General features: G+C 70.1%; 19 protein-coding genes. 5 read left to right on the top strand and 14 right to left on the bottom strand.

The features are described 5' to 3' along the window. Positions 1-39: 39 nt before the first annotated feature. The 3 genes from smc to QNA08_RS06255 form a co-directional block, all read right to left on the bottom strand. Positions 40-3,498 (bottom strand): chromosome segregation protein SMC, encoded by a 3,459-nt coding sequence (smc, locus tag QNA08_RS06265; protein ID WP_283739830.1) that lies wholly within the window; start codon positions 3,496-3,498, stop codon positions 40-42. Positions 3,499-3,615: 117 nt separating this feature from the next. After that, a complete protein-coding gene (locus tag QNA08_RS06260; protein ID WP_283739829.1) occupies positions 3,616-4,266 on the bottom strand; it encodes a DsbA family protein in 651 nt (216 codons plus the stop codon). 122 nt (positions 4,267-4,388) lie between these two features. Next, positions 4,389-4,865, bottom strand: a complete 477-nt coding sequence (locus QNA08_RS06255; RefSeq protein ID WP_283739828.1) for a DUF721 domain-containing protein — start codon at positions 4,863-4,865, stop codon at positions 4,389-4,391. Positions 4,866-4,929: 64 nt separating this feature from the next. Here QNA08_RS06255 and mutY point away from each other — a divergent pair, with 64 nt between their 5' ends. Next, on the top strand, positions 4,930-6,030 hold the full coding sequence (gene mutY, locus QNA08_RS06250) for an A/G-specific adenine glycosylase (RefSeq protein WP_283739827.1): 1,101 nt from the start codon (positions 4,930-4,932) through the stop codon (positions 6,028-6,030). 46 nt (positions 6,031-6,076) lie between these two features. On the opposite strand, the gene QNA08_RS06245 is transcribed toward mutY, so the two are convergent. From QNA08_RS06245 to QNA08_RS06225, 5 genes are all read right to left on the bottom strand, one after another. After that, the gene (locus QNA08_RS06245) at positions 6,077-6,796 is read right to left on the bottom strand and encodes a L,D-transpeptidase (protein WP_283739826.1); all 720 of its coding nucleotides are present in this window, start codon (positions 6,794-6,796) and stop codon (positions 6,077-6,079) included. A 190-nt stretch (positions 6,797-6,986) separates the two neighbouring features. Beyond that, complete coding sequence (locus tag QNA08_RS06240; RefSeq protein ID WP_283739825.1) at positions 6,987-8,159, bottom strand: site-specific DNA-methyltransferase; 1,173 nt, start codon at positions 8,157-8,159, stop codon at positions 6,987-6,989. 321 nt (positions 8,160-8,480) lie between these two features. Further along, entirely contained in the window at positions 8,481-9,140 is a 660-nt protein-coding gene (locus tag QNA08_RS06235) for a ribonuclease HII (RefSeq protein WP_283739824.1), read from the bottom strand. 39 nt (positions 9,141-9,179) lie between these two features. Further along, on the bottom strand, positions 9,180-9,623 hold the full coding sequence (locus QNA08_RS06230) for a VOC family protein (protein ID WP_283739823.1): 444 nt from the start codon (positions 9,621-9,623) through the stop codon (positions 9,180-9,182). Between the two features lie 152 nt (positions 9,624-9,775). Then, positions 9,776-10,969: a PA0069 family radical SAM protein gene (locus QNA08_RS06225; protein WP_422679874.1), complete on the bottom strand. Its 1,194-nt coding sequence runs from the start codon at positions 10,967-10,969 to the stop codon at positions 9,776-9,778. A 151-nt stretch (positions 10,970-11,120) separates the two neighbouring features. Between QNA08_RS06225 and QNA08_RS06220 the strand changes: the two genes are divergently transcribed. Then, a complete protein-coding gene (locus QNA08_RS06220; protein ID WP_283739821.1) occupies positions 11,121-11,624 on the top strand; it encodes a hypothetical protein in 504 nt (167 codons plus the stop codon). Positions 11,625-11,643: 19 nt separating this feature from the next. Here QNA08_RS06220 and moaB read toward each other — a convergent pair whose 3' ends face one another. The 6 genes from moaB to QNA08_RS06190 form a co-directional block, all read right to left on the bottom strand. After that, on the bottom strand, positions 11,644-12,198 hold the full coding sequence (gene moaB, locus QNA08_RS06215; RefSeq protein WP_283739820.1) for a molybdenum cofactor biosynthesis protein B: 555 nt from the start codon (positions 12,196-12,198) through the stop codon (positions 11,644-11,646). 94 nt (positions 12,199-12,292) lie between these two features. After that, positions 12,293-13,192, bottom strand: coding sequence for a KPN_02809 family neutral zinc metallopeptidase (gene ypfJ, locus QNA08_RS06210; protein WP_283739819.1), 900 nt, complete (start codon positions 13,190-13,192; stop codon positions 12,293-12,295). A gap of 114 nt (positions 13,193-13,306) precedes the next feature. Further along, positions 13,307-14,311, bottom strand: coding sequence for a cytochrome d ubiquinol oxidase subunit II (cydB, locus tag QNA08_RS06205; protein WP_283739818.1), 1,005 nt, complete (start codon positions 14,309-14,311; stop codon positions 13,307-13,309). 13 nt (positions 14,312-14,324) lie between these two features. Beyond that, positions 14,325-15,722, bottom strand: a complete 1,398-nt coding sequence (locus QNA08_RS06200) for a cytochrome ubiquinol oxidase subunit I (protein WP_283739817.1) — start codon at positions 15,720-15,722, stop codon at positions 14,325-14,327. A 119-nt stretch (positions 15,723-15,841) separates the two neighbouring features. Beyond that, positions 15,842-16,708 (bottom strand): uracil-DNA glycosylase, encoded by an 867-nt coding sequence (locus QNA08_RS06195; protein WP_283739816.1) that lies wholly within the window; start codon positions 16,706-16,708, stop codon positions 15,842-15,844. A gap of 52 nt (positions 16,709-16,760) precedes the next feature. Continuing rightward, on the bottom strand, positions 16,761-17,711 hold the full coding sequence (locus QNA08_RS06190) for a DMT family transporter (protein WP_283739815.1): 951 nt from the start codon (positions 17,709-17,711) through the stop codon (positions 16,761-16,763). A 354-nt stretch (positions 17,712-18,065) separates the two neighbouring features. Between QNA08_RS06190 and QNA08_RS06185 the strand changes: the two genes are divergently transcribed. From QNA08_RS06185 to QNA08_RS06175, 3 genes are all read left to right on the top strand, one after another. Further along, positions 18,066-19,742 carry an electron transfer flavoprotein-ubiquinone oxidoreductase gene (locus tag QNA08_RS06185; RefSeq protein WP_283739814.1) on the top strand — a complete coding sequence of 559 codons (1,677 nt, stop codon included), beginning with the start codon at positions 18,066-18,068 and terminating at the stop codon, positions 19,740-19,742. Positions 19,743-19,900: 158 nt separating this feature from the next. Next, positions 19,901-21,694: a tetratricopeptide repeat protein gene (locus QNA08_RS06180; protein ID WP_422679873.1), complete on the top strand. Its 1,794-nt coding sequence runs from the start codon at positions 19,901-19,903 to the stop codon at positions 21,692-21,694. Positions 21,695-21,774: 80 nt separating this feature from the next. Beyond that, the gene (locus QNA08_RS06175) at positions 21,775-22,641 is read left to right on the top strand and encodes a 4-(cytidine 5'-diphospho)-2-C-methyl-D-erythritol kinase (protein WP_283740082.1); all 867 of its coding nucleotides are present in this window, start codon (positions 21,775-21,777) and stop codon (positions 22,639-22,641) included. Positions 22,642-22,664: the final 23 nt, after the last annotated feature.

The raw sequence follows: 22,664 nt of genomic DNA, 5'->3' as shown, positions 1-22,664 counted from the left end.
GCGCCAATGCGCTCCACAGCGCGGGGCGCCGCCGGCGCGTCAGCCGGCTTCGCGGATTCGCTCGGCGGCTTCCAGATCGACCGAGACGAGCTGCGACACGCCGCGCTCGGCCATGGTCACGCCGAAGAGGCGATCCATGCGCGCCATGGTGATCGGATTGTGGGTGATGACGACGAAGCGCGTCTGCGTCTGGCGCACCATTTCGTGCAGGAGGTCGCAGTAGCGTTCGACATTGGCGTCATCGAGGGGCGCGTCCACTTCGTCGAGCACGCAGATCGGCGAGGGGTTGGTGAGGAACACGGCGAAGATGAGGGCGGTGGCCGTCAACGCCTGCTCGCCGCCCGAGAGCAGCGTCATCACCTGTGGCTTCTTGCCGGGGGGACGCGCCACGATCTCGAGGCCCGCCTCGAGCGGGTCATCGGCGTCGACGAGCGTCAGTTCCGCGGTGCCGCCGCCGAAGAGCGTGGTGAAGAGGCGTTGGAAATGGCCGTTGACGACGTCGAAGGCAGCCAGCAGCCGCTCGCGCCCTTCGCGGTTGAGGTTGCCGATGGCCTGCCGGAGGCGGCGGATGGCCTCGACAAGGTCGTCGCGCTCGCCGACGAGGCTCTCGCGCTTGCCTTCGGCTTCGGCGAGCTCGGTGTCAGCACGCAGGTTCACCGCCCCGAGGCGTTCGCGTTCGCTGCGCAGATGTGCGAGACGCGCCTCGACGTCCGCCACCGGCGGCAGGTCGGCGCCGACGACGACACCCGCCCTGTCGTGCAGGCCGTGCGGATCGGTGTCGAGGCCCTCGGCGATGGCGCGGACGATGTCGGTGAGCTTCGCCTTCGCTGCCTCGAGGCGCGCCTCGGCACCGGCACGCGCCTCGCGTGCCGCAGCGAGCGCATCGAGCGCGTCGCGCGCGGCGCGGTCCGCGGCGGAGAGTGCGACTTCGCCCGCGGCCAGCCGGTCGGCAGCCTCCTTGCGCCTTTCCTCGGCTGCCGTGATCTCGCCGAGGAGATGACGGCGCCGGGCGAGAAAGGTGTCGGGCGCCTCGGCAAGCGCCTGTGCTTCCGCGCGCGTCGCGCTCAGGCGCTCTTCAAGGTCGCCGATGGCGGCGGCGGCGCGGGTCGCCCGCTCCCTCCAGGCCTTCACCTCCGCGGCGATCGATTCGCGTCGCTTCAGCCGCAGATCCCCCTCGCGGCGAAGGCTCTCCAGCGCGCCGCGTGCCTCCGCCGCGGCGGCTCGGCATTCGGCGGCTGTCGCGCGGGCGCCCATGAGGCGGGCGTCGAGATCGGGAGCCGGCGCGAGCGCCGCCAGCGCCGCGCGCGCATCCTCGGCCTTGCCCATCGCCTCGGCCTCGCTCGCGGCGAGGCGAGAGCGGGCTTCGCCCAGCGCCGACCGGCTGGACGCCGCCTCTGCGGCGCGCCGCTCCGCTGCGCTCAGGCGCTCACGCGCGGCGTCGAGCGCGCGGCGGGCGGCGCGCGCCGCCTCGATGGCAGCCGCATCGTCGGCAGCGGCAGCACGCACCCTTGCCTGGGCCGCATCGCTGTCAGCCTTGCGTGCCTCGGCTGCGAGACGCGCCTCGGCGGCGGCGCGCTCCAGGTCTCCGAGGCGGTTGCGCTCGGCGAGGCGTCGGGCGGCGGCGGAGGGCGCCTCCGCCGCGGCGCAGAACCCGTCCCAACGCCACAGGTCGCCCTCCTTCGAGACGAGCCGCTGGCCCGGCTTCAGGGCTCCGCGCAAAGCCTGGGCCGCGTCGCGCTCGACGACGCCGATCTGTTTCAGCCGCCGGACGAGCGCCGCCGGGGCCTTGACCAGGTCCGACAGGGGCTTCGCTCCACCGGGCAGCGGCGGATCCTCGGCCGGGGATCCGGTCGCGGCCCAATGCGCAGGGGCATCGGGATCGGTGGAGGCGTCGAGGTCCTCGCCCAAAGCCGCGCCGAGCGCCGTCTCGTAGCCCTTGGCGACGCGCAGGGCGTCGACCACGGGAGGAAAAGCCTGGTCGGAGGCGGGCGCGAAGAGCTTGGCAAGGGTGCGTGCTTCCGTTTCCAGGCCCTGCGCCATGCGCTCGGCGTCGGCGAGGGGGCCGCGCAGGCGCGCCTCCTCCTCGCGCGCCGCGTTGACGGCGAGGCGCGCCGCGGCCGCCTGTTGCTCTGCTGCCATATAGGACGCTTCGGCGCCGGTGGCGGCGTCGCGCAGGGCGGCCAGGGCCTCGTCATCGCCGGTCCGGGCGAGAAGGTCGGCGAGATCGCGCTCGACGCGCCCGCGTTCGGCAGCGAGACGCGCCATCCGCTCCGTCTCCTCGCGCAGCGTGCGCTCCAGGGCGGCGCGGCGGGCGTTGAGATCAGAGACCTCGGCCTGAACGGCGGAGAGCGCGCCTTCGGCTTCGGCGAGCCGGGCTTCGGCTGCGGCAAGCCTCCGGCGCGCGTCGTCCTCGGCCTCGCTCGCGCTCCCGGCTGCCGCGGCGAGCTCGGTGTCCTCGCCCATCAGGCGTTCGATCGACGCCGCAGCGTCGGCCGACAGGGCCTTCTCGCGGGCGATGTCCTTGCCGAGCTCCACGCTGCGGCTCGCCAGCTCCGCCGCCCGCTCCCTGGCGCGCCGCTCCTCGGCGTCGAGTTCGGCGCGGGCGGCGTTCAACCGCTGCAAGGCCGCGGCGGCCGCCGCTTCGGCCTCGCGCAGGGCCGGCATGGCATGGGCGGCGAGGGCCTGGTGCCTCGCGGCCTCGGCCTGTGCCTGCATCCTGTCGGCGACCGTGCGCAGGTCGGCCTCGAGCGTGCGCTCGGCCGCGGCCTCCTGGGCACGCGCGTCGCGGAAGGCGATGAGCAGGAGCATCGCCTCGAGCTTGCGGATGTCGGCGGACAGGCTGCGATAGCGCTGGGCCTGCCGCCCCTGCCGCTTCAGCCCGTCGATCTGGGCATCGATCTCGCGCAGCACGTCCACGAGGCGCAGGAGATTGTCCTCGGCCGCCTTCAGGCGCAGTTCGGCCTCGTGGCGGCGCGCGTGCAGGCCGGCGATGCCGGCCGCGTCCTCCAGGATGCGGCGGCGCGCCTGGGGCTTGGCGGCGATGATCTCGCCGATCTGGCCCTGGCGCACGAGGGCGGGCGAGCGGGCGCCCGTCGCGGCGTCGGCGAAGAGGAGCTGGACGTCGCGGGCGCGCACCTCGCGGCCGTTGACGCGGTAGGTCGAGCCGTGTTCGCGCTCGATCTTGCGCGACACCTCGAGGTGGTCGGTATCGTTGAAGGCGGCGGGCGCCGTGCGCTCGCCGTTGTCGACGACGAGCATCACCTCGGCCGTATTGCGCGCCGGACGGCTCGTCGAACCGCCGAAGATGACGTCGTCCATCCCCGAGGCGCGCATGGACTTGTGGGAACTCTCGCCCATGACCCAGCGCAGGGCCTCGACGAGGTTCGACTTGCCGCAACCGTTCGGGCCGACGATGCCCGTCAGCCCCGGCTCGATGTGGAATTCGGTCGGCTCGACGAAGGTCTTGAAGCCGATGATGCGCAGGCGCGTCAGCTTCATGGGCCGGCTCCCTCGGAGGCGGAAACCGTGCGCACGAGACACCCTTCCCGGCCCTGCGGTCGCGGTGTCGACGCCGGGCCGACGGGCGCGCGCCGTTGCGCGCCGGGCAAGGGCTTCTTACCCGCCGACGAGAGGCATGAGGATCTTGTCGAGCTCCTCAACAGTGAGCGCCCCACGCTGGATCTGGCCGTTGATGAAGAAGGTCGGAGTGGAGTTGACGCCGAACTTCTCCACCGCCCGGTTCTTCACCGCATTAACGGCGTCATAGATTTTCTGGTCCTTCAAGCAGCTCTCGAAACTTTCCTGTGTGAAACCAGCCTGTTTCATGAGCTGGGACAGGGCATCGAGGGGCTTGTCCGAGAAGGCCCAGGTGCGTTGCTGCTGAAAGAGCAGGTCCGTGATGGGGTAGTACTTCTCGTTGCCGCCGCAGCGCGCCAGCATGAAGCCGGCGGTGGCCAGCGGGTCGAGCGGGAACTCGCGCAGGATGAAGCGCACCTTGCCGGTCTCGACATATTTCGACTTGAGCGCCGGATAGGTCTTTTCGTGGAAGGTGGCGCAGTGTGAGCAGGTCATCGAGGCATATTCGATGACTGTGACCTTGGCATCCTTGGCACCCAGGGCCACGTCGCCGAGGGGGCCCGCCACATCGAGCTCGGCTAGCGGGACGGACTGCGCCAGCGCCGGGGCGAAGGGCGCCGAAACGGCCCCGATGCTCGCCGCGAACGCGGCAGCCGCCATGGTTTCGATCACGCGACGCCGTGTCGTCATCGGTTCGTGTCTCCGTAAAGGGGCGACCGCCGAGGCGGTCCCGGATGGTGCGCACAACTTAAGTGTCGGGCCGAATGTGGCAAGACGAGCGGCGCTCACGCCTGTGTGTGGCGAAGACGGGATCAGCGCGCCAGGGCGGCACGCCCGAGCCGTTCCAGCGCCTCGCGCAGCGGCTGCTCGGCGATGTCGGCCACGGCATCGCGGATGTGCGCTTCGGTCGCGGCATCGACGCTGCGAAGGGGCTCCTGCGGCGCCGCTCGCCGCTCGATCGGCCCCTGGCGCAGGGCGAGCCTGCCGATGCAGCGCCAGCCGAAATGGGCGTTGACGCGTTCGATGATCACGGGCGCGAGGTGCTGCAGTTCGAGCGCGAAGGCGCTCGTCACACGTACCACAAGGGTCGCCGGTTCCGGTCGCTCGTCGGGGCTGGTCCGCCGGCCGTGGCGCGGCCAGTCTATGCGCAGGGGCTCGGTGTGGCGCGCCAGCCGATCGCCGACGATCTCCGCCCAGGCGAGCACGACGTCGGCCGCGGCGAAGCCCTGGGCCCGCAGGGCCGGCGCGATGCAGCCATCGACGAGGTCGGCGAGATGTCTCTGGGCCATGGAACCGGCTTCAGTCGCTGTTCATGATCTTTGCGCCGGGGCTGCACCCCGCTACATCTGCGCCATGGTAGCCTCCACCGCCGTCCAGTCCAAGCCCGGTGCCTCGGCCGGCCCGGTCGTGCCCGATGCCCGGGCGCTGCTCGCCTGGTACGACCGCCATCGCCGCGACCTGCCCTGGCGGGCGCGCCCCGGCGAGACGCCCGATCCATATCGCGTGTGGCTGTCGGAGATCATGCTGCAGCAGACGACAGTTGCGGCGGTGAAGCCCTACTACGAGCGTTTCCTCGCCCGTTTCCCCACCGTGGAAGCCCTCGCCGCCGCGCCGCAGGAGGCGGTGATGCAGGCCTGGGCGGGCCTCGGCTATTACTCCCGCGCCCGCAACCTGCACGCCTGCGCCCAGGCCGTCGTCGCCCGCTTCGGCGGCCGGTTCCCCGCGGAGGAGGCGGACCTCAGGTCGCTGCCCGGCATCGGCGCCTATACGGCCGGGGCCGTCGCCGCCATCGCCTTCGATCGGGTGGCCGTCGCCGTCGATGGCAATGTCGAGCGCGTCATCTCCCGCCTCCATGCCGTCGAGGAGGCCTTGCCCAAGGCAAAGCCCGCGATCCGAGCCCTCGCTCTGGCGCTCGTGCCGCGCAAGCGCCCGGGCGACTTCGCCCAGGCGATGATGGATCTCGGGGCCACCGTCTGCACACCGAGGAAGCCCGCCTGTGTGCTGTGCCCGTGGTCATCCCCCTGCAGGGCGCGCGCCTCGGGCGAAGCCGAGACCTATCCGCGCAAGCGGGCAAGGGCGGAAGGCCGGTTGCGCCGCGGGGCGGCCTTCGTCGCCCTGCGGACGGACGGTGCGGTGCTCCTGAGGACGCGACCGGGCAAGGGCCTGCTCGGCGGCATGGCGGAGGTCCCGGGTAGCGACTGGTCGCCCGACTATGACCCGCGCCGTGGGCTGGCCGATGCCCCGCTCCCGGCGTCCTGGCGGCGGCTGCCCGGCAGCGTGCGCCATGTCTTCACGCATTTCCCCCTCGAACTCACCGTCTTCCTGGCCAAGGTCCCGGCCGACACACGGGCGCCGGCCGGGGCGCGCTGGGTGGGGCGGGCGGAACTCGACGGGGAAGCCCTGCCCAACGTCATGCGAAAGGTCGTCACGCACGCCTTGTCTGCTGCGTCCTGACCGATGTCGGCCGGAGCATGGGCAACGGGTGTCTCCGCAGATGTGGTTAGGTGACGACGACGGGCGTGCCGAGGGGCACGCGGTCGTAGAGGTCGATGATGTCGTCGTTCATGAGGCGCACGCAGCCGGAAGAGACAGCGCGGCCGATGGAGCGCGCCTCGCGCGTTCCGTGGATGCGATAGAGGGTGTCGCGATTGTTCTTGTAGAGATAGAGTGCGCGAGCGCCGAGCGGATTGTCCGGCCCGCCGGGCATGAATTCGGGCAGTTCGGGCTGGCGGTCACGCATCTCCTGCGGTGGATACCAGTCCGGCCAGATCTGCTTGGCGCCGACGTTCGCGCGGCCGGACCAGGAGAACCCCTGCCTGCCGATGCCGCAGCCGTAGCGCAAGGCCTCGCCGTTCTCCATGACCAGATAGAGGAAGCGGTGCCGCGTGCGCACGACCACTGTGCCGGGCTCCTCCGACCCGTCGTAGGCCACGACCTGTCGGCGAAAGGCGGGCGGGATGACGACGTCGTCGACGGGAATGCGCCCTTCCGCGTCCAGCAGGGCTTCAAGCGTCGGGGCTTCCGTTTCGAGGGGCTCGGCCAGCGGGGCCTGGCGCCGCGCAGGTGCCGCAAGCGCGGGGCCGGCAATGAGGGGCGTGAGGGCGGTGAGCGCGAGAAAAGCCCTGCGGTCGATCCATGCCGCGGTCGACCGACGAGGTCCGCAGTCATCATCGAGAAAGGTGCGAGCTGGAAAGAGCTCTGTCGGCAGCCCCCGGTGCATGGCAGCGCTTCCGCTCTTACTCGCCGTCGGACGGGCGCGCGCCCCCCGCCTCTCGGCACGGGGGCAACATCCATCCTGCCATGTTCTTGATATTTGTGGCCGCGCGGGGGCCGCGCAAGCGCGAGAAGCGCGTCTGCGCGGTTTCTTGAACGGGGGCGGCCTTGCGCCAGGCTTATCGGACGCGGCCGGCTCAGGCGGCCTCTGCCAGGGCAGCGCGGATCTCGCCGCGCAGGTCGTCGAGGGGCACGAGCCGGCCGGCGCGCTCCACGTGCCAGAAGGTCCAGCCGTTGCAGGAGGGGAAACCCTGCACGAGCGCTCCCATCTTGTGGATCGAGCCGACGGCCGGCGGCACGAGCAGCGTGCCATCGGCGCGCACGGTCGCCTTGAAGCGGCGCTTCTCGTCGGTCACCGTCTCTCCCGCCTTGACGAGACCCGCCTCGACGAGGGCGAGGAAGGGCACGCGCGGTTCGCTGCGCTTGGAGGGAGCAGCCGCAAAGGCGCGGGCATCCAGCTGCTCGACTGCGGCGATGCGCCGTTCGGCCGCGGCGGCATAGACAGGATCGCGTTCCACGCCAATGAAATGGCGGCCAAGCTTCTTGGCGACCGCCCCGGTCGTGCCCGTGCCGAAGAAGGGATCGAGCACGATATCGCCCGGGTTCGACGCAGCGAGCAGGACACGAGCGACGAGCGCCTCCGGCTTCTGCGTCGGATGCAGCTTCTGCCCGGCACCGTCCTTCAGGCGCTCCTCCCCGGTGCACAGGGGGATGAACCAGTCGGAGCGCATCTGCAGGTCGTCATTGCCGGCCTTCAGCGCTTCGTAGTGGAAGGTGTAGCCCTTGGCATCCGCGCCGCGCGCCGCCCAGATCAGCGTCTCGTGCGCGTTGGTGAAGCGCCGGCCGCGGAAGTTCGGCATCGGGTTGGCCTTGCGCCAGACGATGTCGTTCAGGATCCAGTATTGGAGGTCCTGCAGCGCCGTGCCGACGCGGAAGATGTTGTGATAGGAGCCGATGACGAAGAGCGTCGCGTTCTTCTTCATGACCCGCCGGCAGGCCTTGAGCCAGGCGCGGGTGAAGGCATCGTAGTCGGCGAAGCTCGCGAACTTGTCCCAGTCGTCGTCGACGGCGTCGACGAGGCTGTTGTCGGGCCGCGTCAGCGCGCCCTCGAGCTGGAGATTATAGGGCGGGTCGGCGAAGACGAGGTCGACGCTTTCGGCCGGCAGGCGCTCCAGCGCCGCGATGCAGTCGCCGACGAGAATCTGATCGAGGGGGACAAGCCCCATCCGAGCCGCCGGCACGACCGCCCCGGTACGCGCTACCTTGATCCGGGGAGCAGTGCCGGCGACATCGGTACGCGGAGTACCCATTGGCGCCACACCGGTTACGCAACTGATGCTCCGGATCATGCTGAAACGGGGTAAAGACGAGGTTGAACGTGCTTAACGATACGCGTCTCGTTTTGGGGCTGCAATTTTTGCCCGGTCGTTGCGGCTGGCAACCCGCGACGGCGCGCAATCGATTCAGTCAATGATCGGTAAAATGCTGCGCGGGCTCTGCCCGCGCCGGCCCCTGCACGGCACCGAGGTCCTCACGACCACTCGCAGGAATGACGATGCGGCCGCGATTGCTTAGGCCCGCCGGGGCAGCGGCCCGCCTGACGCGGATCGGGCGGCCCGGTGCAGCCGGCTCTACTCGGACGGTCCCACGCCGTTCTTCAGCGGGGCGAAGCTCATGCGGTGGAAGGGCGAGGGACCGTGCTCGCGGATCGCTGCGAGATGGGCGGCGGTGCCGTAACCGGCGTGCCGCGAAAAGCCGTAGACCGGGTAGTGGCTGCACAACCGCGCCATCATGCGGTCGCGCGTCACCTTGGCGATGATCGCGGCAGCAGCGATCGACGAGACGGTGGCGTCGCCCTTGATCACGGCTTCCACCGGGCAAGGCGCCCGGGGGCGGTCGCGCCCGTCGACAAGCGCGTGCGCCGGCCGGGCGGGCAGGGCTTCGAGCGCGCGGGTCATGGCGGCGAGCGTCGCCCTGCGGATGTCGGTCGCGTCGATGTCCCGCGCCGGCACGCAGGCGAGGCCGACCTCGGCGCTCGCCAGGATCTCCTCGTAGAGCTCCTCGCGGCGGCGGGCATCAAGCTTCTTCGAATCGGCGAGCCCCTCGGGGATGCGCCCCGGGTCGAGGACGACGGCCGCAACCACGACTGGCCCCGCGAGCGGACCGCGGCCGACCTCGTCGACACCGGCGACCGGCCAAACGCCGCGCCGGCGCATATGCTCCTCGCGCACGAAGGTCGGGCCGCACGACAGGTCGGGCAGGAGCGAATCGGGCTTGGATCGGCGCGTCATGCTGCCGATCCTCACCCGATCGCGCCGCGGCTCAAGCCCTCACTGGGGCAGCACGACGAGGCCGTTCGCGTCGAGCGGCCAGAACGGATTGAAGGCGACCTCCCAGGGATGCCCGTCCGGATCGGCGAAATAGCCGGAATATCCGCCCCAGAAGACCCTTTGCCCGGGCTTCAGGAGTTTCGCCCCGGCGGCCACGGCCGCGGCGAGGGCGGCATCCACCTCGGCCTCGCTCGCCATGTTGATCGCGAGCGTGAAACCGCCGAAGCCGGGCGGCGTGTCCGTCACCTGCGCGTCCTCCGCCAGACTCCGGCGCCCGAAGATGGCGAGTACCAGATTGCCGAGTGCGAAGAAGGAGATCGTGTCGTTGCCCGCCGTCTTGGAGCGGCGCCAGCCGAGGCTTTCGTAGAAGGCCGTGCTCGCCGCGACGTCGGCGACGCCGAGCGTGACGAGGTTGACGCGCGACGGAAGCGATGGAGCGCTCATGTTCAGTCTCCCTGGACTTGAGCGCCGGTGCCCGGCGGGGGCGCCCGGAACGATGCAAGGAAGCTCCCGGTGCCCGTCTCGGGCAGGGGACCGTTGCGGTGTTCTGGGTGAAGATCCATCGCTCTTGTTCCTTCGCGGCTCGCGGAATCAGGTCAGAAGAGGCTCAACTGCTCGCCCGGGCGCGTCGGCCTCCTGAAGAGGTCGGTGCGCAGGCGCGTGCGCTTCTTGTCGAAGCCGATGCGTTCGGCCGCCATCTCGAAGCGCCGACCGATCATCCAGGCGTAGGGGCCGGAGCCCACCATGCGCTGGCCCCAGCTCGAATCATAGTCCTTGCCGCCGCGTGTCGAGCGCACGAGGGACAGCACGTGACGCACCTTGTCGGGATAGTGGGTCACGAGCCAGTCGCGCACGAGGTCACGCACCTCGAGGGGCAGGCGCAGGAGGACGTATCCGGCCTCGCGCGCGCCGGCGGCGTGGGTCGCCGCCAGGATCTCCTCGATCTCCGCGTCGTTGATGGCAGGAATGATCGGAGCGACGAGCACCGTCACGGGGATCCCAGCCCCGGCGAGGGCGCGGATCGTCTGGAGCCGCTTTGCCGGCGTGGCGGCGCGCGGCTCCATGGTGCGGGCGAGCTTGGCATCGAGGGTGGTGACCGAGATCGCCACCTTGGCGAGGCCCTTGGCCGCCATCGGCGCCAGAATGTCGATGTCGCGTTCCACGAGGGCCGACTTCGTCACGATGCCGACCGGGTGATCGAAGCGCGCCAGCACCTCGAGGACGCCGCGCATGATGCGGAACTTGCGCTCGATGGGCTGGTAGGGGTCCGTGTTGGTGCCGATGGCGAGCGTGCGCGGCACGTAGCCGGGGGCGCTCAGTTCCTTCTCCAGCAGTGCTGCAGCGTCGGGTTTGGCGAAGAGCTTCGATTCGAAGTCGAGCCCGGGCGAAAGCCCCATGTAGGCGTGCGTCGGCCGGGCGAAGCAATAGACGCAGCCGTGCTCGCAGCCCCGATAGGGATTGAGCGAGCGATCGAAGGAAATGTCGGGCGAATCGTTGCGGGTGATGACGGTGCGCGGCTTCTCGATCGTCACCTCGGTCTTGAAGGGGGGCTCCTCTTCCAGGCTGCCCCAGCCGTCGTCCTCGGCCTCGCGCCGCGTCGGCTCGTAACGCGGCGCGGGGTTTGAGACCGCGCCGCGTCCGCGCCGACGCTCGGGATCGATCTGGTGCCCGACGAAGGCGAGCGGATCCTCTGGAGCGACACGCGGGGCCGCTGCCGGCTCGCGGCGTGCCCTTGCGCCGGAGGGCTGGGCGGAGGGACGAAGAGCGAGCTTGGTGGCCATGGCGGCCATCTCCATGGTCGGGAATGCGAGTCGCCTCCATGATAAGAACAAAACAGGAACATGCAAGGTCGACCACGCGCTGAGCAGTCCGGGGAGGGGGCTGGGCAGGCGGTTTCCGTTCTGCCGCGTCCCGATCTAGTGTCGCGGCATGATCTCGGCAGTGGTTCTTGCGGACGACGACATCGAAGCGCTCGGCGCGACGCTCGCGGCGCTGGTGCCGGCCGTGGCGGAAGGGGTGCTGCGCGACGCGGTCGTCGTCGACTGCTCTCACGGCCAGGAGGTGCGACAGGTGTCGGAGGCGGCCGGTACCTCCTACGCCGCCTGTGTCGCGGGCGCGGATCCCTGGCGGCTGGGCGGCGAGGCCGTCAAGGGGCCGTGGCTGTTCCTGCTGAGGAGCGGCGACATACCCGATGCTGCCTGGGTGGCGGAGGCGGAGCGCTTTCTCCTGAGGGCGGGACCATCGGCTGCACGCTTGCCGCAGGCTGCCGTCTTCGCCTGCGAGGGGGAGGGATGGCTCGCGCGCCTCGCCGCCGGATTGCGGCGCGACCGCCTGCGCCCACGCGCCGGGATGCTGTGCCCCAAGGCGGCTCTGCGCGGCGGGGCAGCGGGAGTCCGTGTCGAGCGGCTCGCCACCCGCATTCGCCGGATTGCCCCCCAGGGCTGACGACCGGCCTCCGGCGAGCTCAGGCGCGGGCCTTGCCGCGCTTCAGATGCTCGTCGAGGCGCGGCATGATCTCGACGAAGTTGCAGGGGCGGTGGCGATAGTCGAGCTGGGCGGCAAGGATGCCGTCCCAGGCGTCGCGGCAGGCGCCGGGTGAGCCGGGCAGCGCGAAGATATAGGTCGCCCCCGCGACGCCCGCCGTGGCGCGCGACTGGATGGTGGAGGAACCGATCTTTGCGAAGGAAATCTGGTGAAAGATCGCGGAGAACCCGTCCATCCTCTTCTCGAACAGGGGGGCCAGCGCCTCGGGCGTGACGTCGCGGCCGGTGAAGCCCGTGCCACCCGTGGTGATGATCACGTCGACGGCGGGATCGGCGATCCACGTCCGCACCTGCGAGCGGATCGCTTCGACGTCGTCGGGCACAAGGGCACGGTCGGCGAGCTTGTGGCCGGCGCCGGTCAGCCGCTCGACCAGCGTGTCGCCGGATCTGTCGTTGGCGAGGCTGCGCGTGTCCGACACGGTCAGGACGGCGATGGAGAGGGGGATGAAGGAACGCGTCTCGTCGATGCGTGACATCAGTGCTTCTCGTCGTCGTTGAAGGCGAGACCGGCGACGTCCGGTCTGCCGGAGGATGTGGAGCGGTCGCCGCTCCGGTCCAGGGAGAGCAGGCCTAGATGCGGCCGCCGCCGCCGAGCGTGTCGCAGGACTGCACCCGCCCGCTCTTGAGCCCTGTCATGAACCAGCGCACGCGCTGCTCCGAGGAGCCGTGCGTGAAGGTGTCGGGTATGGCGTAGCCCTGTGCCTGCTTCTGCAGGCGATCGTCGCCGATGGCACTCGCCGCATTCATAGCCTCCTCGACGTCGCCGGGCTCGAGCGACTTCCAGCGCTCGTTGCTGTGATTGGCCCAGACGCCGGCGAGACAGTCGGCCATCAGCTCGACGCGGACGGAGAGCTGGTTCGCTCCCACCTGCGAGGCCTGGCGCTGCGCCTGCTGCACCCTGGGCAGGATGCCGATCACGTTCTCCACGTGGTGGCCCACCTCATGCGCGATGACGTAGGCATAGGCGAAATCGCCGCCGGCGCGGAAGCGGCGCTGCATCTCCTGGAAGAAGGTGAGGTCGATGTAGACTGCCTGGTCGCGCGGACAATAGAAGGGCCCCATGGCCGCCTGCGCCGCGCCGCAGCCCGAGCGGGTCGCGCCCGAGAAGAGCACCATGCGCGGCGGCGCGTAGGCGATGCGCAGCTGCTGCGGCAGCACCACCTTCCACACATCTTCCGTATTGCCGAGGATGGCGGCCGCGAACTGGCCCATCTGGTCCTGCGGCGCGCCGGCGCGGCCCGGGCGCTGCGGCATCTGCTGCGTCTGCTGGCCGCCGCCCGAGAGCATCTCGGCGCCGCCGATGAGGATGCGTGGATCGATCCCGAGTGCCCAGCCGAGGAGACCGAGAACGACGATCGTTCCGAGGCCGAGCCCGCCGCGGCCGCCCATTGGAATGCCGAAGCCGCCACCCGGGCCGTCGCCCCGCCGGTCCTCGACATTGTCCGAACGGCGGAAGTCGTCCCAGCGCATCGATCGTCCTCGGCATCCCCGTGTCGGCCCGGACTATAGCATCGCGCCCGCTACCCGGCACCGGAGGGGGCGACGCCTGCCGCACGCTGCCGGCCGGCCGGGTGGCGTGGGACCTCAGTGGTAGCCTTCGCCCTCTCTCAGCTTGCCGCGGAACGTCCAGTACACGAATACCGTGTAGACGAGGATGACCGGCAGCATGAACAGCGTGCCGAAGAGCGTGAAGATCTGCGAGGCGGGCACCGCCGCCGTGTCCCAGATCGTGAGCGTGGGCGGCACGAGATAGGGGAAGTTGGAGATGGCCAGGCCCGCGTAGCAGAGGGCGAAGATGCCGATCGTGCCGAAGAAGGGCAGGTAGTGCGCACCTCGCCCGATGCCGCGCCAGACGCGGAGGCCGATGAGCGCGGTGGCGGCCGGCAGCAGCCAGAGATAGTAGATGTTGGGCGTCGTGAACCAGCGGGCGGCGATGCGCTCGAAGGAAAGCGGCGTCCACAGGCTTACGGCGGCCGCGCACAGGGCGACTGCAATCATGAAGGGTTTGGCGAGGCTGCGGGCGTGCTCCGCCACCGGCCCCTCGGTCTTCATCACGAGCCAGGTGGCGCCGAGAAGGCCGTAGCCCGCCACGACCCCCACGCCGCACAGCAGCGGAAAGGGTGCGAGCCAGTCGAACGAGCCGCCGGCGAAGGCGCCGTTCTCCACCCGGATGCCCTGCAGGAGCCCGCCCAGGATGACGCCCTGCGCGAAGGCGGCCACGATCGAGCCGCCGGCGAAGGCGATGTCCCACATGCGGTGGTTCGGCTTGGCCACCCAGCGGAACTCGAACGACACGCCCCGGAAGATGAGCGCGAGCAGCATGACGATCACCGGCAGGTAGAGCGCCGGCATGATGACTGCGTAGGCTTGCGGGAAGGCGACCCACAGGCCGCCGCCACCGAGGACGAGCCATGTCTCGTTGCCGTCCCAGAAGGGGGCAACCGTGTTCATCATCTGGTCGCGCTCGCTCTCGTCCCTGGTGGTCGGGAAGAGGATGCCGATGCCAAGGTCGAAGCCGTCGAGCAGGACGTAGAGGCCGACGGCGGCGGCGATCAGCACCGCCCACATGACAGGCAGATATGATTCCATGACCGTCGCTCCCTCATTCGCCGGGCTGCAGGGCGCCGCGCACCGCCTCGCCAGCCGCCGACAGCGGGCGGTTGGCGACGCCCTCGGCTTCCGCCGTCGCGATCGGCGCCGGACCCTTGCGGATGAGCTTGTTGATGTAGCGGATGCCCATGGTGAACACGACGCCGTAGACGAGGATGAAGAGGACGAGGCTCGTCGCCACCGTCCCGGCCGCCACCGGCGAGCGCGCCTCCGCCGTGCGCAGGATGCCGGTCGCAAGCCAGGGCTGGCGGCCGATCTCGGTCACGAACCAGCCCGAGATGAGCGCGACGAAGCCGAGCGGCCAGCACAAGGCCGCGACCCTGAGATAGGGGCGGCTGGCGGCAAGTGTGCCGCGCCACCACAGGATGCTGCCGACGAGGGCGAGCGCGATGAGCGCGAAGCCGATGCCCACCATGATGCGGAAGGCGAAGAACACGGGGGCAACCGGCGGCCGCTCTTCCGGCGGGAAGGCCTTGAGCCCGGGATAGATGCCGTTCCAGTCGTGCGTGATGATGAAGCTTCCGAGCCGCGGAATGGCGAGTTCGTAGTCGTTCGTCTCGGTCCTCTCGTTCGGCCAGCCGAAGAGCACCAAGGGCGCCACCTCGCCCGCCGGCCAGTGGCCCTCCATGGCCGCGAGCTTGGCCGGCTGGTACTTCGCCGTGTTGAGGCCGTGCAGATCGCCGATGAGGAGCTGCAGGGGCGCCAGCACGAGGGCGAGCCCGAGCCCCATCTTCACCATGGTGCGGCCGTGTTCCTCGAAGCGGCCGGCAAGCAGGTAGCGCGCCCCGACCGCGAGCACGACGATCGCCGTCGTGAGATAGGCGGCGACGACCATGTGGGCGAGGCGGAAGGGAAAGGTCGGGCTGAAGATGATGGCGATCCAGTCCGCCGGATAGGCAATGCCGTCACGGATCTCGTGGCCGGTCGGATACTGCATCCAGCTGTTGGCGGAGAGGATCCAGAAGGCCGAGACCGCCGTGCCGACCGCCACCATGACCGCAGAGAGGAAATGCAGCCCCGGGGGCACGCGGTTCCAGCCGAAGAGCAGGACGCCGAGGAAGGTCGCCTCGAGGAAGAAGGCGGTGAGCACCTCGTAGCCGATGAGCGGGCCGACCGTGTTGCCGACGACGACCGAGTAGCGGCTCCAGTTGGTGCCGAACTGGTAGGACAGGACGATGCCGGACACGACGCCCATGGCGAAGGACACAGCGAAGATCTTCGTCCAGAAACGGGCGAGTGTGCGGTAGCGCTCGTCGCCCGTCCACAGGGCGCGCCCGAGGAGTGTGGCGATGAAGGCCGAGAGGCCGATGGTGAATGCCGGGAAGATGATGTGGAAGGTGACGGTGAACGCGAATTGGGTCCGCGCCAAGAACGCTGCATCGAGCGCCATGCCAGCCTCCTTGGGACCCGCGGTCCCGTCTGTCGCCCCTACCTCGATACTATAGTCGGAGAGCTCTAACGGGTCTTCCCACGACGGGCATGGCGGCGTGTCGCCGCGCGACAGATTGGTCAGGCCGACGGCGGGGTCTCGTTCAAGGCCCGCCTGATGGCGCGGAAATCGCGCCAAGCGAGGCGCTTCTGCAGCGGCTGGCGCAACAGGTAGGCCGGGTGGAGCGTCGCGATGGCGCGGATCGTGCGGCGACCGGTCTCATAGGTGAGCCACTTGCCGCGGGCCTTCAGGATGCCGTCCCTGACGCCGAGCAGCGCCTGGGCCGAGGGGCCGCCGAGGCAGACCAGGACATCGGGGTCGCAGAGCTCGATCTGCCGTTCGATGAAGGGGCGGCATACGGCCGCCTCCTGCGGGGTCGGCGTGCGGTTGCCCGGCGGCCGCCAGGGGACGATGTTGGCGATGTAGACGGCGCTGCGGTCCAGGCCGATGGCGGCGAGCATGCGATCGAGCAACTGGCCGGAACGCCCCACGAAGGGCAGGCCCTGCAGATCCTCCTCCCGCCCCGGCGCTTCGCCGACGAACATGAGGCGCGCCTCGGGGTTGCCATCGGCAAAGACAAGGTTCTTCGCTGTCGTCTTCAGGGCGCAGCCTTCGAATGCGGCAAGCGCTTCCTTCAGCTCGTCGAGGGTCTTGGCCTCGCGGGCGCGGGCGCGCGCGGCAAGTGCGGCCTCGTCGGCGGAATTGCCGGCGGCTGCAAAGGCCGGACGGGCCGGCGCCGGCAGGGTCTGGCGCGCGTCCGCGGGCCCTGGCGCCTCGCCCGCCTCCCGCGCCTGAACGGCGGCTTCCCGCCGGGAGGCCGCGAGTGCCGCGCTCTCGGCGAAACGGTCGTGCGGGCTCTCGTCGAGGGCCAGATCGACGCCGGCCTCGACATAGAAATCGAGCAGCGCCTCGAAGGCTCGCGGATCGGCGACAGCAGGTTCGGACATGGCCGGGATTGTAATGGCAACGGGCTGGGGGCGCGAGTCGCGCCGTCTGCCGTCAGCGCCGTTCGGCCAGGACGAAGCCGGCGATCCCGCCGATGACGAGCGCCGCGCCGAGCGCGCCAAGCAGGCTCATGCTCTCGCCGAGGACGAGAAAGGCGAGCACGATGGTGACGACGGGGCTCAGCATGCCGATCGTGGCATTGACCTGGGCCGGGATGCGCCCGAGCGCCGCATTGAGGAGGAAGGACGGCACGACGGTTGCACCGAGCGCGATGAGGACGCCGAGGCCGAGCGCCCTGGGCGACACGGCCAGTGCGCCGACGGGATGCGTGAGCAGGAACTGCAGGATGGCACCGGCGGCCGCGGCGAGCATGGTGACGCAGGTGAAGAGCGGCGGTCCCATCACGGCGATCGTCGGCTTGGCGAGCACCTGATAGAGCGCATAGGTCACCGCCGAGGTGAGCACGAGCGCTGCACCGAGGATGACGCCGTCGCCCGAGAGGGCGAGATTGTCAACGAAGGCGAGCGCGAGCCCGGCATAGCTCACGGCGAAGGCGGCGAGCGCCCGTGCCCGCACGCGCTCGCGGAAGATGAGCATGCCGAACAGCACGACGAAGAAGGGGTAGGTGAAGAGGATCAGGCGCTCGAACTGGGCCGAGACATAGGCAAGGCCGAGGAAGTCGAGATAGCTCGAGCACCAGTAGCCGAGGAGGCCGAGCGCGATCGCGCGCGCATGGAGCCGGCGGCCGGGGGGCGGCGCAGCCGCGGCCCGGCGCCGGTTGAGGGCGAGAAGCCCGATCGCTGCGAAGATCGGCACGGAGAGCAACATGCGCAGCGCGAGCAGCGTCTCCGTGTCGATGTCTTCGGCGTAGGCGAGCTTGATGATGATACCCTTCGTCGAGAACAGGACGGCGCCGAGCGCGGACAGCGTGCAGCCCACCCAGAAGCTGCTGCGCTCGCGCGTGTCGGTTGTCGGCGTGATCTTCTCGCCCGTGGCGGCTGACATGATGCGACGATCCTGGTGCGGCGATCCTGGCGCGGCGATCCCGGACGGGAAGGTCCGGTTCGCGGGCGACGATGGTCGGCGTGATTACCACGGCGGATGATCGGCCAGCCATGCCGATGGGCGTTCGGCGGGCGCGCGCCCGGTGCATGGGCGGACACGCCTGGGCATTTCATGACTGCGGCTCATCAACGGATGAAGAAATAGGCCCTTGCGTCGCGGCGCGCAGTCTGGAATGCGTCAAAACCTCACGCTTTGCCGCGCTTGCTGGGGCAGGGAAGATAGTTCATATGTAAACCAAATGGCGGATCGACGGCTCGGCTCGCCGTCGGGACCACCACCGAGAGGGAGGCCGCGATGGAACTGCCCGAACGCGAGGGGATGGACTACGACGTCGTGATCGTGGGAGCGGGGCCCGCCGGGCTCGCCGCGGCGATCCGCCTGAAGCAGCTCGCCGCGGAGGCGGGGGCCGAGCTTGCCGTCGTGGTCGTGGAGAAGGGCTCGGAGGTCGGCGCCCATATCCTCTCCGGCGCGGTCATCGACCCCGTCGGGCTCGACCGGCTCCTGCCCGCCTGGCGCGAGGATCCGGAGCGGCCGCTGAAGACCCAGGTGAGCGAGGACCGCTTCCTCTATCTCGGCCCGGCCGGTGGCGTGCGATTGCCGAACTTCATGATGCCGCGGCTCATGAACAACCACGGCAATTTCGTCGGCTCGCTCGGCACCGTGACGCGCTATCTCGGCGCGCAGGCCGAGGCGCTCGGCGTCGAGATCTATCCCGGTTTCGCCGCGGCCGAGGTTCTCTTCGGGCCGAACGGCGAGGTGACGGGCATCGCCACCGGCGACATGGGCGTGGCCCGCGACGGGACGCCCAAGGCGGAGTTCACGCGCGGCATGGAGCTGCGCGGGAAGTATGTGCTCTTCGCGGAGGGCGCGCGCGGCCATCTCACCAAGCAGCTCGTCGCGCGCTTCGACCTCGATGCCGGCCGCGAGCCGCAGAAATACGGCATCGGCCTCAAGGAGCTCTGGCAGGTCGCGCCGGACAAGTTCAAGCCCGGCCTCGTGCAGCATTCCTTCGGCTGGCCGCTCGACAACCGCACCGGCGGCGGCTCCTTCCTCTACCACTTCGACGACCATCTCGTGTCGGTCGGCTTCGTGGTGCATCTCAACTACCAGAACCCGACGCTCTCGCCCTTCGACGAATTCCAGCGCTTCAAGACGCATCCGCTCATCCGCTCGACCTTCGAGGGCGGCAAGCGCATCGCCTACGGCGCCCGTGCGCTGACGGAGGGCGGCTTCCAGTCGGTGCCGAAGCTCTGCTTCCCTGGCGGGGCGCTGATCGGCTGCGCGGCGGGCTTCATGAACGTGCCGCGCATCAAGGGCAGCCACAACGCCGTGCTCTCTGGCATCCTCTGCGCCGAGCACGTCTTCGCCGCCCTCACCGCCGGCCGGGCGGGCGACGAGCTCGCGGACTACGAGGCGGCCTGGCGCTCGTCCGACATCGGCCGGGATCTCAAGCGCGTGCGCAATGTCAAGCCGCTGTGGTCGAAGCTCGGCACCATGATGGGCGTCGTCCTCGGTGGCTTCGACATGTGGACGAACGAGCTCTTCCACGCCTCGGTCTTCGGCACGCTGAAGCACGGCAAGCCGGACCATGCCACGCTGAAGCGGATCGACGAGGTCGAGCCCATCGTCTACCCGAAGCCGGATGGGGTCGTGTCCTTCGACAAGCTGTCGTCTGTCTTCCTGTCGAACACCAACCACGAGGAGGACCAGCCGGTCCACCTGCGGCTCGCCGATCCCGCGATTCCCGTCTCCAAGAACCTGCCGATGTACGGAGAGCCGGCCCGACTCTACTGCCCGGCGGGGGTGTACGAGGTGGTCTACGACGACGCGCAGGCGAAGACAGGCGCGCGCTTCGTCATCAACGCGCAGAACTGCGTTCACTGCAAAACCTGCGACATCAAGGACCCGGCCCAGAACATCACCTGGGTCGCGCCCGAGGGCGGCGGCGGGCCGAACTATCCCAACATGTGATGGGCCGGACCGCGAGCTGCCGGCGCCGCCGCGACCCCGCGGCGGCTTGCCCCTCGCGTCCAAACCCGGCATGGTGCGGTGCGATCCCGACTGCTTCGGGCGTGGGGTGGGCCACCATCCGCATGCCCGTGACCGGCGAAAGACCTGTGACCCTCACCATTTTCAAGCGCTCGGCGCGCCTCGTCCTTCTTGCGACTTCGCTTTCGACCGCGGCGCTCCTCGCCACGGGGCCGGCTGCGGCCGCGCGCGGCACGCAGGCCATGGAGAACCGGGCGGAACCGTTTGAGCCGGCCGAGAGCATCGAGGGCAACTATCTCGCGGCCGTCGTCGCCGGGGCGCAGAGGGACACGAACGCCGCGGCCGCCTATTTCCGCGAGGCGCTGCGTGCCGATCCGCGCAATGCCGAACTCATGGAACGCGCCTTCGTCGCCTTTCTCGCCGACGGCGAGATGCAGGAGGCCTTCCGGGCCGCAGAGCGGCTGGCGGCGCGCGATCGCGACAACGGCCTCGCCCAGCTCGCGCTTGGCGTGCGCGACCTCAAGGCCAGGCGCTACGACACCGCCCGCAAGCATCTGATGCGCGGCGGTCGAGGTCGGGCAGCCGACATCACGGCCACGCTGCTGTCGGCCTGGAGCTATGCCGGCTCCGGGCAGCACAAGCGCGGCCTCGACACAGTGGAGCGCCTGAAGGGCGAGAGCACCTACAACATCTTCCGGGACTATCATGCCGGGCTCATCGCCGCCGTCGGCGGCGACCGGGCTGAGGCGGAGCGGCGTCTGAAGGCCGCCTATGACGCGGAGCGCACGACCCTGCGCGTCGTCGACGCCTACGGCCGGTTCGCGGCGAGCCAGGGCCGCCGCGAGGCCGCGCTCGACGCGTACGAATCCTTCGACAAGCTCCTGCCCCGCCACCCCCTGGTGCGCGACGCGATCGCTCTCCTGAAGGCCGGCAAACCGCTCGCCCCCCTCGTCGGCAATCCGCAGCAGGGGGCGGCGGAGGTGCTCTATGGCCTGGGAGCGGCCGGCAACAGCCAGGGCGACGAGCTGGCGGCGATGATCTACCTGCGCCTCGCGCTCCATCTCGATCCCAAGCACGTGCTGGCCATGATCACGCTCGGGGACATTCTCGAGCGCCTGAAGCAGTACGAGTCGGCGATCGCCGTCTACGATGCCGTGCCGGCCGACTCGCCGGTGCGGGCCAATGCCGACGTGCAGATCGGCCTCGCCTACGAGGCCCTCGGCAAGTCCGACGAGGCGCTCAAGCATCTCGAGGGGCTCGTGAAGGCCGAGCCCGACAATGTCGAGGCACTCACCGCGCTCGGCAACCTGCAGCGCACGCGCAAGAATTTCGCCGAATCGGCCGAGACCTACAGCAAGGCCATCGCCAGGATCGGCACGCCTGACCGCAGCCACTGGACGATGTTCTACTTCCGCGGCATCGCCTACGAGCGGGCCAAGCAATGGCCGAAGGCCGAGGCAGACTTCAAGAAGGCGCTGGAGCTCGCGCCCGAGAGCATCGGCCGTGACCGGGCGCTTGTGCTCAACTATCTCGGCTATTCCTGGGTCGATCAGGGCATCAACCTCGACGAAGCCTTCCAGATGCTCAAACGCGCCGTCGAGCTGCGCCCGCGCGACGGCTATATCGTCGACAGCCTGGGCTGGGCCTACTACCGCCTCGGCCGCTATGACGACGCGGTGCGGGAGCTCGAGCGCGCCATCGAGCTCAAGCCTTCGGACCCGACGATCAACGACCACCTCGGCGACGCCTATTGGAAGGTCGGGCGCAGGCTCGAGGCGAAGTTCCAGTGGACCCACGCCAAGGATCTCGGCCCCGAGCCCGAGGATCTCGTGAAGATCGAGAAGAAGCTCGTCGAGGGGCTGGTGGAGGCGGACAAGCCTGCCGCCGCCGAGGCGGACCCGGACAAGGCGGGCAAGGACAAGAACGGCGGGTGACGCCCGTTGAGCGGAGCGGCGGGGCCGATGGCTGGTCGGTGCGAGGCGGTGCGCGTCCTCATCCCGGCGGTCGCGCCGTGATCCTGATCGAGCGCGCTCCCGCCAAGGTCAACCTGACGCTGCACGTGCTCGGGCGGCGGACGGACGGCTATCACGAGCTTGACAGCCTCGTTGCCTTCGCCGGATGCGCCGACCGTGTGACTCTCGCAACGGGCGACAGCCTGTCGCTCGTCGTGGACGGGCCGATGGCGCAAGCTGCGGGAGCGGGCGGCGAGAACCTCGTCCTCAAGGCGGCGCGCGCCTTTGCCGAGCGATTCCCTGGCGCGAAGCTCGGCGCCTTCCACCTCCTCAAGCGCCTGCCGGTCGCGGCCGGCATCGGCGGCGGCTCGGCGGATGCGGCGGCGGCGCTGCGCCTCATCGCCCGGGCCAACGGCATCGCCTCCGATCATCCGGCAATTCTCGCCGCGGCGCGCGCCACCGGCGCGGACGTTCCCGTCTGCCTCGCAAGCCGCGCGCGCCGCATGGGCGGGGCAGGCGAAAACCTTGGCCCACCGCTCGCTCTGCCTCCGCTCTTTGCCGTGCTCGTCAATCCGGGCGTGGCGGTGGAGACGGCGGCCGTCTTCCGCGCGCTCGGCCTCTCGCACGGCGAGATGGCAAGGGGGGCGTCGCATCCGGCCTTGCCTATTGCCGGAGGGCCAGACCGGGTCATTACCGCTCTCGCAGCGGCGCGCAACGATCTCGAAGTGCCGGCGATGAGGCTAGCCCCCGCCATCGGCGAGGCACTTTCGGCCGTGAGGGCCGTGCCCGGTTGCCGCCTTGCCCGCATGTCCGGCTCGGGCGCCACCGTCTTCGGCCTCTTCGACGATTGCCGGGCGGCGGCGCAGGCGCGCCGGGCGATTCTCGCGCGGCATCCACGATGGTGGGTGCGGGGGACCGCGCTCCGGTGAGGACGTCGCGCCCGGTTCGCGCA

Source organism: Chelatococcus albus (assembly GCF_030067675.1).
Lineage (GTDB): Bacteria > Pseudomonadota > Alphaproteobacteria > Rhizobiales > Beijerinckiaceae > Chelatococcus_A > Chelatococcus_A albus.
This window is presented reverse-complemented; position numbering and strand designations above follow the sequence as displayed.